Genomic DNA, 10959 nt, shown 5'->3' with positions numbered 1-10959 from the left:
TGTAGATTATCAAAACCTTATCCACAATTTTCATGAACCAGAGGCTGCTTCGTGCTTTACCCACCAAATCCTGCGCAAGGTGTTGCCGGCATTGAGAAAATTTGCGATAATCGTCGGTTCCCCTGATTGTGATCGGGGTTTAACCTGAAAACCCCTCCTGCTCCGGGGCACTGCGCTTGCGGGCAAGATAGCTAGAGCCGAGAAAATTATGAAACGCACTTACCAACCTTCCAAAATTCGCCGCGCCCGTACCCACGGCTTCCTGGTTCGCATGAAGACCCGCGGTGGCCGCGCTGTGATCAACGCACGCCGCGCCAAAGGCCGCAAGCGCCTGGCTGTCTAAGCAAGTCCAGTTCTGGCCTTGCCGTTCCGGATCCCGCTGGTGCATAGCTTTGGCGCGGTCTGAACGTGCAGCGCTTGAAGACCCGGGCGCAGTTCCAGGCTGCTTTGGCGGGTAAAACCGTGGCAAAAACCGCACACTTTGCCCTGCATAGCTGTGCCCTGGACGCCGTCATGGCCGTAGTCCCGCAGGGCGTTTCGCCCCTCCTGTTCCCCATTTCTGGGGTGTGGCTGGGAGCCATGGCGCCCAAACGGTGGGCCAAGCGTGCCGTGACCCGCAATGCCATCAAACGTCAAATCTACAACGTGAGCGCTGAATTCGAGCACACCCTGCCGCAGCACGCCCATGTGGTGCGTCTGCGCGCGGGATTTGACCGTGCTCAATTCTTGAGCGCGACCTCCGACAAACTCAAAGCGGCAGTCCGTGCCGAACTGCAGCAGTTGTTTGCGCGTGCCGGAGTACCCACACCGTGATGAAGTCTCTGCTGCTTGCCGTGGTCAGGGGCTACCGTTTTTTTCTGAGCCCTTGGTTGGGCTCAGCGTGCCGGTTTGAGCCAACCTGTTCTGCCTACGCCTTGCAGGCACTGCAAACCCATGGCGCAGCGGCCGGTAGTTATCTGACTGTGTCGCGGCTGGCGCGTTGCCACCCATGGTGTGCGGGCGGCCTTGACCCCGTACCGACTGAATCCCCTCGGCTGTTCACCCGGCTGTTCCCCTCTCCTTCCAACAAGAAACCTTCATGAACGATATTCGCCGCACCATTTTGTGGGTGATCTTTGGCTTTTCCATGGTGCTGCTGTGGGACCAATGGCAGGTGCACAACGGCAAGAAAGCTACTTTCTTCCCTAGCCCTGCGCAGCAAACGGCACCGGCTGTGGCGGCTCCAGGCGCTCAGCCGACGCATGCCGATGCGGGCGTGCCCGGCGGCGTTGCCACGCCAGCTACGGCGGCGGCAACATTGCCCGCCACCGCGCCTGCAGCGCCAGTGGCGCCCAAAGAGCGTGTGGAAGTCAGCACCGATGTGCTGAAGCTCACGTTCGACACAGAAGGCGGCTCCTTGGTGCGTTCGGAATTCCTGAAGTACACCGATACTGCGGACAAGACACGCAACGTCGTTCTGCTGGATGACAGCAAGGACCGTATTTACATGGCCCAAACGGGTGTGGTGGCTGGCGCGGTAAGCGGCGCATTCCCCACACATAAAACCGTCATGACCATGAGCGGTGAGCGCGCCCTTAAAGAAGGTGACAACGAGCTGGTCGTTAAATTTGTGTCACCCGATGTTGGCGGTATCAAGCTGGTCAAGACCTATACCTTGAAGCGCGGTGCCTACGACATTGCGGTCAAACACGAACTGACGAATACCTCTGGCGCCCCGATCGCGCCGCAGCTGTACCTGCAATTGGTGCGTGATGGCAACAAGCTGCCGGGCGAATCGTCTTTCTACTCCACCTTCACCGGTCCCGCGGTCTACACCGAGGCCAAGAAGTACCAGAAGGTCGAGTTCGCCGACATCAAGAAAAAGAAGGTCGATGTCGAGAAGGCATCCACCAATGGCTACATCGCCATGGTCCAGCACTACTTTGCCAGCGCATGGATCTTGCCCGAAGGCGTGCAGCGCAACATCTCGTTTGACGCCGTGGACATTGGCGCCACGCTGGCCGATTGCTGCTACCGTGCCACCTTCGTTGCGCCGCTGGAAGCCATCGCGCCTGGCGCCACCAAGGTTGTCGATGCCACCCTGTTTGTCGGTCCGCAAGAAGAGAAGAAGCTTGAATTGCTGACCCCCGGCCTGGAATACGTCAAGGACTACGGCATCTTTCACATGCTGTCCAAGCCGCTGTACTGGCTGTTGGAAAAGCTGCACGGCTTTCTCCAGAATTGGGGCTGGTCCATCGTAGCCTTGGTGTTGCTGCTCAAGATCGCGTTTTACTGGCTCAACGCCAAGGCTTACGCCAGCATGGCCAAGATGAAGGCGGTCAATCCCAAGATTATGGAAATGCGTGAGCGCCTCAAGGACAACCCGCAGCAGATGCAGCAGGAGATGATGCGCATCTACCGTGAGGAAAAGGTCAACCCCATGGGCGGTTGCTTCCCCATCATGATCCAGATTCCCGTGTTTATTTCCCTGTACTGGGTGCTGCTGTCCAGCGTGGAAATGCGTGGGGCGCCGTGGGCGCTGTGGATCCACGACCTGTCCTCGCCTGATCCGTACTTCATTCTGCCGTTGGTGATGACACTGACCACCATGCTGCAAACGGCGCTGAACCCCGCGCCGCCGGACCCCCTGCAAGCCAAGATGATGTGGTTCATGCCGCTGGCTTTCAGCGTGATGTTCTTCTTCTTCCCGGCTGGTTTGGTGATGTACTGGATTACCAACAACGTCTTGTCGATTGCGCAGCAGTGGATCATCAACACCCGCATGGGCGTACCACCGCAGTTCAACCTGCCGAAATTTAAGTAACCCCCGCAAGGGCCGCACTCAGCGGCCCTTCTTCATGGAGCCCTCCATGCTGCCACGCCACCACGATCCGATCCTTGCCATCGCCACCGCGCCTGGCCGTGGGTCCGTGGGCATTGTGCGCATCAGTGGCAAAAGCCTGGGTGCTTGGGGGCAGCAGTTTTTGGGCCGCGCCCTGCGCCCGCGCGAGGCCACCTACCTTCCCTTCAATGACGCCCAGGGCCAGCCGCTGGACCAGGGCCTAGCGCTGTTCTTCCCGGCGCCCCACTCGTTCACAGGGGAGGACGTGCTGGAGTTGCAGGCCCATGGTGGCCCGGTCGTGCTGCAACTGCTGGTGGCGCGTTGCCTGGAAGTCGCTCGGCAGACCAACTCCACGACCGGCCGACCTTGCCTGCCAGCCCTGCGATTGGCCGAACCGGGTGAGTTCAGCGAACGGGCTTTTCTGAATGACAAGATTGATCTGGCGCAGGCCGAAGCCATTGCCGACCTGATCGACGCAAGTACCGAAGCGGCGGCACGCAGCGCCACCCAGTCGCTCTCGGGCGCCTTTTCGCGCGAGATCCATGGCCTGCGCGACGCGTTGATCCATTTGCGTATGCTGGTCGAGGCTACGCTGGACTTTCCTGAAGAAGAGATCGATTTCCTGCAAAAGGCGGATGCCCAGGGGCAACTGGACCGTTTGCAAAACAGCCTGCGCACCGTGTTGCAGAAAGCGGCACAAGGCGCCCTGTTGCGCGAAGGCATAAAGGTGGTGATTGCCGGCCAACCCAATGCGGGCAAGTCGTCCCTGCTCAACGCGTTGGCGGGCGCCGAACTGGCCATCGTCACGCCGATTGCCGGCACCACGCGCGACAAGGTGCAGGAAACCATACAGATCGAGGGCGTGCCGATCCACGTGGTCGATACGGCAGGACTGCGCACCAGCGAAGACGCGGTGGAGCAGATCGGCATTGCGCGGGCCTGGGAAGCGATTGAGGGCGCGGATGCCGTGCTCTTCCTGCACGATCTGACGCGCGCAAATGCTATAGATTACATAGCTGCTGACGCACAGGTGGCGGGGGCTTTGGCCCAAAAACTCCCAAAATCTGTGCCCATCATCGATGTCTGGAACAAGGCCGATGCGGTCACTGCAGATCTGCCATCCCCCACGGGAGTGGTGCTGTCCGCCAAGACTGGGCAAGGGCTGGACGCCTTGCGCCAAGCCCTGCTGCAGACCGCGGGTTGGCAAGCTGCTCCGGCGGGCGGGACTTTCATTGCCCGCGAACGCCACTTGCAGGCCTTGCGTGAGGTCGACGCCCATCTGATGGAGGCAGCAGCCCATCTGGCGGCACGTGCCCAATCCCTGGACTTGTTGGCCGAGGAGTTGCGCCTGGGGCAGAACGCGCTGAGTGCCATCACCGGGGAGTTCACATCGGACGACCTGCTGGGCGTCATCTTCTCAAAATTTTGCATTGGGAAATAGCTGGCTTACACTGTTTGCGTCGTGGATTCCGAAAGCAAAAAGCAATGTCCTTGTTCCAATGGTTCTCCAGAAAGTCGGCCGCCAACCGTGTGTTGAGTGCCGAAAGCTCGGGCTTGGGCCATGTGGACGCGACGCTTCCCCTGGGCGCATCGGGCCGCGGACTGGCCAAGCCGGGTGCTGGCAACGCCGCCAACCGCAAAACAGAACGGCTGGAGCGGCGTGAGTTGCTGTACACCGTAGTGCGTGAGGCCATGACCCGTGCAGGTGTGTTGTCGTCCAGCTTCAAGTTCAAGGTGTTGTCCCTGGACTCCCGGGGTCGCCAGTACCTCATCATGATGGATCTGGCGCGCCAGTATGCGGGCGAGACCGCGCGCCTGGCCGAAATTGAAGGCCTGATTGCCCGAACGGCCAAGACCCGCCACGATATTCTGGTGACCTCAGTGTATTGGCGTGTGAACGAACATGTCACCGCCGGTTTGTCACACAAGGCCGAACCCGCGTCGGCTCCTGCACCCCTGAGTCCGGCCCTGCCAACACCCGCGGCGCCCGTAACGGCCGCACCCGCAAAACCTCACTTTGAGCCGCTGCAGGACGATGAAGTAGCGGCCTTCAAAAAGGCACTCGCCTCCGTCGCTACTCCTGCTGCGTCACCCGCGCATGCAGGTGAGGTGGTTCGCTCCGGACGCCGTAATCCGGCACCCTTGCCGGTCTTTCAGGACACCCAGATGGTGGATGAGGGCCACTCACCCCTGAGTGGCACCCAGTACGGCGATCTGCACTGAGCCGTGTGAGCCGAAGAGGTGCGGCCACTTGCCGCCGGGCCGTTCCAGTGTGAGCAAGCTCCCTCGGGCGGACCGACTCGCAGAGCGATGGAGCCGTAATTAATGTCCGGCGAAGTCAATTAGCGTGAAGAGGGGCAGGCCTGAGGCCCGCAGCTTGTCGGAACCACCCAGCTCAGGCAAATCCACAATGGCGGCGCCCTCCATCACGGTGGCGCCCAGCTTCTCCAGCAGTTTCTTGCCGGCCATCATGGTGCCGCCGGTGGCGATCAAGTCGTCAATCAGCAAGACCCGTTGACCCGACTTCACCGCATCGGTGTGCAGCTCCACCGTGGCGCTACCGTATTCCAGCTCGTAGGTCTCTTCCACGGTGGTGAAAGGCAGCTTGCCCTTTTTGCGAATCGGCACAAAACCGACATTGAGTTCATAGGCCACGACTGAACCCAGGATAAAACCCCGTGCGTCCAGCCCTGCCACCACGTCCGGACGCAGCGCCGGATCCATGTAGCGGTGTACAAAGGCATCGATCAGCACGCGAAACACGCGCGCATCCTGCAGCAAAGGGGTGATGTCCCGAAACTGCACGCCCGGCGCCGGCCAATCCGGCACGGTGCGGATGTGGTCGCGCAGATACTGGTTCACACTGGTGTGTTGCATGGGTCACCCGAAAAAAATGCATCCCCGCGGATGCCAGCCGCCATTGTGCCCGCAGCCGCGTCGTACTCAGCCCTTGAGCAGTTTTTGTTCCGCGATCGCGATGGCCTCGGCCCTGCCGGACAGCACCAGCGTGTCGCCGTGCTCCAGCGCTGTGTCCTTCTGCAGGACTACGGTCTTACCACTGGCCCGGCGCAGGCTGACCACGCGTACATGCAGCACGTCCAAGGCAAATTCGTCCAGCAGGCGCCCGCCTGCCCGCGCGCCCAATGGCAAAGTCACAGTGCCCAAGCGCTCATGCTGCAGTTCGTCCACCGAGTTGTCATCGGCGCCGTGAAAGAAGCCACGCAACAGGTTGTAACGCGCATCACGCTGGTCCTGCACGATGCGGATCACCCGGCGCATGGGCACGCCCACCAGCGCCAGCGCATGGCTGGCCAGCATCAGGGAGCCTTCAATCGCCTCGGGTACCACCTCGGTGGCGCCGGCTTGCATGAGTTTCTCCAGACTGTGGTCATCCTGCGTGCGCACGATCACCGGCACTTGGGGCGCGTGCTCCCGCGTATTGCGCAAAACCTTGAGCGCGGCCGCTTCGTCCAGGTAGGTAATGACGACGGCACTGGCCCGCGCCAGCCCTGCGGCCATCAGGGCTTGCAGGCGCGCGGCGTCCCCAAACACCACGGAGTCACCGGCCGCGGTGGCCTGGCGCACACGGTCTGGGTCCAGGTCCAGCGCCATATGCGGAATGCCTTCGCGCTCCAGAATGCGGGCCAGGTTCTGGCCGCAGCGCCCATAGCCACAAATGATGACGTGCTGGTTGGCATTGATGGATTTGCGCGCAATGTTGGTCATCTGCAGCGACTGTTGCAGCCATTCGCTGGACACCAGCTTCATCACGATGCGGTTGCTGTACATGATGATGAAAGGGGTGGCCAGCATGGACAGCACCATGCTGGCCAGAATCGGGTTGACCAAGGCTGTGGGCATGAGCGCGTTTTCCTGGGTCAGGGTCAGCAATACAAAGCCGAATTCACCAGCTTGGGCCAGGTACAGGCCGGTGCGCAGGGCGACGCCGGGCGTGGACCCCAGGGTCCGCGCCAACCCGGCCACCAGCGCCGCCTTGATCAAGGTGGGGACAACGACCAGCAGCAATACCAGGAGCCACTGCTCGACAACCTGGTGCCAGTCCAGCAGCATGCCGATGCTGATAAAAAACAGGCCCAGCAATACGTCGTGGAAAGGACGGATGTCGGTCTCGACCTGGTGCTTGAATTCGGTTTCCGAGATCAGCATGCCAGCAATAAAAGCGCCAAGCGCCAAACTCAGGCCTGCCAGCTCGGTGAGCCAGGCCAGCCCCAGAGTGATGAATAAAAGGTTGAGCACAAACAGCTCTTCACTTTTACGCCGGGCCACCACGGTCAGCCAGCGGCGCATCACATGTTGCCCACCCACCAGCAGCACTGTGACCAGCACACCCGCTTTCAGCGCGGCCCAACCCAGTGCGCTGGCCAGTTGTTCACCCGAGGCGCTCAGTGCCGGTATCAACACCAGCAGCGGCACCACGGCCAGATCCTGGAACAGCAACACGCCCATGACGCGTTTGCCGTGCTCGGACTCCAGCTCGACCCGCTCGGACATGAGTTTGACCACAATCGCCGTGCTGCTCATGGCCACTGCGCAGGCCAGCGCCAGCGCAGATTGCCAGGACATGCCCCATAGGGATGGGTACGCCATGGCCAGTCCCAGGATAACCAGCGTGGCTCCGACGATGGTCAGCACCACCTGCATCAGTCCCAGCCCAAACACATGCTTGCGCATGGCGCGCAGTTTGGGCAGATTGAACTCCAGCCCGATCACAAACATCAGGAATACCACGCCGAACTCACCCAGGTGGCGCACCCCCTCGGCACTCTTGGACAAGGCCAGGGCATTGGGGCCAATCACCACCCCCACGGCCAGGTAACCCAGCATCGGTGGCAGTTTGAAGGAGCGACAGACCACCACACCCAGTACTGCAGCCAGCAGATAGAGAAGGGTGATTTCAAGGGAGGTCATATCGCCATACTAGCAAGAGACGGTCCACTCTATAAAATGCGCGCATGACAGCACACGCACCACAAGGCCCCGCAGCAGCGGCGCAACGCGCCATTCGCCTGGCCCAGGAGACCTTTGACATCGAAGCGGCTGCGATTCTGGGGCTCAAAAGCCGCGTGGGAGAGTCGTTTGCACAGGTTGTGGCCCTGGTGCTTTCGCTTCAGGGGCGTGTGGTGGTGATGGGCATGGGCAAGAGCGGACACATCGGTCGCAAGATTGCCGCCACCCTGGCGTCCACCGGTACGCCCGCCATGTTTGTGCACCCTGCAGAGGCCAGCCATGGGGACCTGGGCATGATCACCGCGTCTGATCTGGTACTGGCCATTTCCAACAGCGGTGAGTCACAGGAAATGGCAGCGATCCTGCCCGTGCTCAAACGTCTGGGCGCTCCTTTGGTGGCCATGACAAGCAACCCCAAGTCCACCATGGCCCAACACGCCGACCTGTGGCTGGATACCGCCGTGGACAAGGAGGCCTGCCCCCTGAATCTGGCGCCAACCGCCAGCACCACGGCGCAACTCGCATTGGGGGATGCCCTGGCCGTGGCCTTGCTGGACGCACGCGGCTTTCGCGCCGAAGATTTCGCGCGTTCGCACCCGGGCGGTGCCTTGGGTCGCAAACTACTGACCCATGTCAGTGATGTGATGCGTGCAGGAGAATCTGTGCCCAAGGTGCTGCCGGAGGCCAGCTTTAGCGTGCTGATGCGTGAAATGAGTGCCAAAGGCCTGGGCGCCACCGCCATTGTGGATGGCAATGACCAGGTGCTGGGTATCTTCACGGACGGTGATTTGCGCCGTTTGGTGGAGCAAGGCGTGGATTTGCGTGAAAAAACCGCGCAGGAAGTCATGCACCGTGCGGCTACCACCATCGGATTGCAGGCGCTGGCGGTAGATGCTGCCGACCTGATGGAGCGTAAGCGCATCACCAGTGTGCTGGTGGTGGACGAAGCAGGTCGCCTGTGTGGTGCCCTCAACAGCAACGACCTGATGCGTGCGAAAGTGATTTGATGAATAAGGCCCCCACGCTCGGCACCAAGGTGTCCTCGCTGCCCCCCGAGGGGGCTGTTTCGCCTTGGGGCGGCCCGGCGGCGAAACCTGCCATTCAGTTCGATCCCGCCTTGCTTCTGCGCGCCCAGGGTGTCAAAGCCGCTTTCTTTGACGTGGATGGCGTGCTCACCGATGGGGGGCTGCTGTTCTCCGAGACGGGTGAGACGCTCAAACGTTTCAACACCCTGGACGGCCATGGCCTGAAGATGCTGCAAAAGGCCGGCATTACCCCGGTGGTAATCACCGGGCGTGATTCCTTGCCTTTGCGTACACGTTTGCAGGCACTGGGTGTGGTGCATGCCCACTTTGGCACCGAAGACAAACGCCCCGCCGCAGAGCAAACGCTGCAGGCGCTGGGGCTGGACTGGGGCCAGGCTGCAGCCATGGGCGATGACTGGCCGGACCTGCCCATGATGCGGCGTGCGGCCTTCGCTTGTGCCCCGGCCAATGCCCACACCGAAGTGCTGGCGGCGGCGCATTACATTACCCGGTCCCGGGGCGGCGACGGCGCCGCACGCGAGTTTTGCGACCTGCTGATGGTGGCGAGTGGTCGTTATGTCGATTTGCTGGACGAGTACCTGCGGTGATAACAAGGATCCGTGACGCTTGGGAGCGTGTGCTGTTGTACCTACCCCTGATGGTGGTGGGTGCGATGGCGCTGGGCACGTACTGGCTGGTACGTAGTACGCCGGCGGCCGGCGAGGCAGAGGTGCCGCGTGTGGTTGGCCATGCACCCGACTATTTCATGCGGGGCTTTTCCATCAAGACGTTTGACGCAACCGGTCAGATCCGTAGCGAGGTGATGGGGAGTGAGGCACGCCATTACCCGGATACCAAATGGATGGAGATTGACAGCATCCGTATCCGCTCTTTTGACACACAAGGTCGCCTGACCACAGCCACCGCGAAGCGTGGTTTGACCAACGAAGATGGCTCCGAAGTCCAGTTGCTGGGCGACGCCTTGGTGGTGCGCGAGGCAGAGACGGGCAAGGGCGCGAATGCATCACCCCGCATGGAGTACCGCGGCGAGTTTCTGCATGCCTTCATGACCACAGAAAAAGTCCGCTCCCACAAGCCCGTGGAATTGACGCGGGGCAGCGACCGTTTCACCGCAGACAGCCTGGACTTTGACAATGTCGACCAGGTGTTGCAACTGCAGGGGCGTGTGCGCGGTACCTTGGTGCCTGAAAAGAAATAATTGCAGGAAATCCATCCCATGTCCAAGCTGATCTTCATCACCGGCGCGTCCAGTGGCATCGGCCAGGCCTTGGCCTGGCGCTTCCACCAAGCGGGTTATTCCCTGGCTTTGGTGGCACGCCGCACGCAAGAGATAGAAAACTGGGCCAAGGCGCAGGGAATAAGCGCAAGCAGCTATCAAATATATAGCGCTGATGTGGCAGTCACGGACAGCATCGTGGCTGCAGCTCGGCAATGTATCGAGCGCCAGGGCGTGCCGGATGTGGTGATTGCAAACGCAGGCATCAGCATCGGCATGGACACGGCGGTGCGGGAAGACCTCGATGTCATGGCCCAGGTTTTCGCCACCAACAACATCGGTCTGGCCGCGACCTTCCACCCATTCATCAACGCCATGGCGCAGCGCGGTTCCGGCAAACTGGTGGGTGTTGGCAGTGTGGCCGGCATCCGTGGTCTGCCTGGGCATGGGGCTTACTCTGCCAGCAAGGCGGCCGTGATCAGCTACTGCGAGGCACTGCGTGGCGAACTGCGTTCCGAAGGAGTTCAAGTGCTGACGATTTGCCCCGGCTACATCGACACACCGTTGACGCAGAAGAATCGTTATTCCATGCCGTTTCTCATGCAACCGCAGGATTTTGCGGACAAGGCCTTTGCGGCGATCGAAGGCGGTGCCAGTTACCGGGTGATTCCCTGGCAGATGGGCGTGGTGGCCAAGCTGCTGCGCCTGCTGCCCAATGGGTTGTTTGACAAAGTACTGTCCGGGCGGCCGCGCAAACGCCGCAGCAACGAGGCTTGAGCCCCCACGTTCCGCCGCTGCGCGGGGCACTGCCCCCCAAAGGGGGCTAATTTGGCTTCACCGCTTTTCGAGAACCCTTGGGGCGGCCCGTCGGGAAATTGCTGCTACTTCGCTTGTTGTGTAGCGGGCAT

At 61.2% G+C, this 10959-nt stretch carries 12 protein-coding genes; 10 read left to right on the top strand and 2 right to left on the bottom strand.

Features of this window, described 5'->3' with window-relative positions; genetic code table 11:
- The first annotated feature begins 208 nt into the window (after positions 1 to 208).
- From rpmH to RS694_RS20165, 6 genes are all read left to right on the top strand, one after another.
- Positions 209 to 343 (top strand): 50S ribosomal protein L34, encoded by a 135-nt coding sequence (gene rpmH / locus RS694_RS20190; protein WP_006299042.1) that lies wholly within the window; start codon positions 209 to 211, stop codon positions 341 to 343.
- A gap of 65 nt (positions 344 to 408) precedes the next feature.
- Complete coding sequence (locus tag RS694_RS20185; RefSeq protein WP_029705607.1) at positions 409 to 813, top strand: ribonuclease P protein component; 405 nt, start codon at positions 409 to 411, stop codon at positions 811 to 813.
- Entirely contained in the window at positions 810 to 1082 is a 273-nt protein-coding gene (yidD, locus tag RS694_RS20180; RefSeq protein WP_076069958.1) for a membrane protein insertion efficiency factor YidD, read from the top strand. The genes RS694_RS20185 and yidD overlap by 4 nt, the downstream gene beginning before the upstream one ends.
- Positions 1079 to 2803, top strand: coding sequence for a membrane protein insertase YidC (gene yidC, locus RS694_RS20175; protein WP_029705608.1), 1725 nt, complete (start codon positions 1079 to 1081; stop codon positions 2801 to 2803). The genes yidD and yidC overlap by 4 nt, the downstream gene beginning before the upstream one ends.
- A 46-nt stretch (positions 2804 to 2849) precedes the next feature.
- Positions 2850 to 4262, top strand: coding sequence for a tRNA uridine-5-carboxymethylaminomethyl(34) synthesis GTPase MnmE (mnmE, locus tag RS694_RS20170; protein ID WP_029705609.1), 1413 nt, complete (start codon positions 2850 to 2852; stop codon positions 4260 to 4262).
- A 44-nt stretch (positions 4263 to 4306) separates the two neighbouring features.
- Positions 4307 to 5044, top strand: coding sequence for a hypothetical protein (locus RS694_RS20165; protein WP_029705611.1), 738 nt, complete (start codon positions 4307 to 4309; stop codon positions 5042 to 5044).
- Between the two features lie 99 nt (positions 5045 to 5143).
- Here RS694_RS20165 and RS694_RS20160 read toward each other — a convergent pair whose 3' ends face one another.
- Positions 5144 to 5698: an adenine phosphoribosyltransferase gene (locus RS694_RS20160; RefSeq protein WP_029705613.1), complete on the bottom strand. Its 555-nt coding sequence runs from the start codon at positions 5696 to 5698 to the stop codon at positions 5144 to 5146.
- A 66-nt stretch (positions 5699 to 5764) separates the two neighbouring features.
- Positions 5765 to 7750 (bottom strand): monovalent cation:proton antiporter-2 (CPA2) family protein, encoded by a 1986-nt coding sequence (locus tag RS694_RS20155; RefSeq protein ID WP_029705614.1) that lies wholly within the window; start codon positions 7748 to 7750, stop codon positions 5765 to 5767.
- Positions 7751 to 7794: 44 nt separating this feature from the next.
- Between RS694_RS20155 and RS694_RS20150 the strand changes: the two genes are divergently transcribed.
- The 4 genes from RS694_RS20150 to RS694_RS20135 are packed head-to-tail and all read left to right on the top strand — an operon-like array spanning position 7795 to position 10828.
- A complete protein-coding gene (locus tag RS694_RS20150) occupies positions 7795 to 8796 on the top strand; it encodes a KpsF/GutQ family sugar-phosphate isomerase (RefSeq protein WP_029705616.1) in 1002 nt (333 codons plus the stop codon).
- A complete protein-coding gene (locus RS694_RS20145; protein WP_029705618.1) occupies positions 8796 to 9422 on the top strand; it encodes a KdsC family phosphatase in 627 nt (208 codons plus the stop codon). The genes RS694_RS20150 and RS694_RS20145 overlap by 1 nt, the downstream gene beginning before the upstream one ends.
- The gene (gene lptC / locus RS694_RS20140) at positions 9419 to 10033 is read left to right on the top strand and encodes an LPS export ABC transporter periplasmic protein LptC (RefSeq protein WP_029705619.1); all 615 of its coding nucleotides are present in this window, start codon (positions 9419 to 9421) and stop codon (positions 10031 to 10033) included. Before RS694_RS20145 ends, lptC begins: the two co-directional genes overlap by 4 nt.
- 18 nt (positions 10034 to 10051) lie before the next feature.
- Positions 10052 to 10828, top strand: coding sequence for an SDR family oxidoreductase (locus RS694_RS20135; protein WP_029705620.1), 777 nt, complete (start codon positions 10052 to 10054; stop codon positions 10826 to 10828).
- Positions 10829 to 10959: the final 131 nt, after the last annotated feature.

Origin of the sequence: Rhodoferax saidenbachensis (assembly GCF_001955715.1) — a bacterium.
GTDB classification, from domain to species: domain Bacteria; phylum Pseudomonadota; class Gammaproteobacteria; order Burkholderiales; family Burkholderiaceae_C; genus Allorhodoferax; species Allorhodoferax saidenbachensis.
This window is presented reverse-complemented; position numbering and strand designations above follow the sequence as displayed.

Excerpts from the sequence above, each read along its gene's own strand:
- rpmH (WP_006299042.1), top strand. The coding sequence starts at position 209 with ATGAAACGCACTTACCAACCTTCCAAAATTCGCCGCGCCCGTACCCAC.
- RS694_RS20165 (WP_029705611.1), top strand. The coding sequence starts at position 4,307 with ATGTCCTTGTTCCAATGGTTCTCCAGAAAGTCGGCCGCCAACCGTGTG.
- RS694_RS20145 (WP_029705618.1), top strand. The coding sequence starts at position 8,796 with ATGAATAAGGCCCCCACGCTCGGCACCAAGGTGTCCTCGCTGCCCCCC.
- RS694_RS20135 (WP_029705620.1), top strand. The coding sequence starts at position 10,052 with ATGTCCAAGCTGATCTTCATCACCGGCGCGTCCAGTGGCATCGGCCAG.
- RS694_RS20150 (WP_029705616.1), top strand. The coding sequence starts at position 7,795 with ATGACAGCACACGCACCACAAGGCCCCGCAGCAGCGGCGCAACGCGCC.
- yidC (WP_029705608.1), top strand. The coding sequence starts at position 1,079 with ATGAACGATATTCGCCGCACCATTTTGTGGGTGATCTTTGGCTTTTCC.
- RS694_RS20155 (WP_029705614.1), bottom strand. The coding sequence starts at position 7,750 with ATGACCTCCCTTGAAATCACCCTTCTCTATCTGCTGGCTGCAGTACTG.
- mnmE (WP_029705609.1), top strand. The coding sequence starts at position 2,850 with ATGCTGCCACGCCACCACGATCCGATCCTTGCCATCGCCACCGCGCCT.
- RS694_RS20160 (WP_029705613.1), bottom strand. The coding sequence starts at position 5,698 with ATGCAACACACCAGTGTGAACCAGTATCTGCGCGACCACATCCGCACC.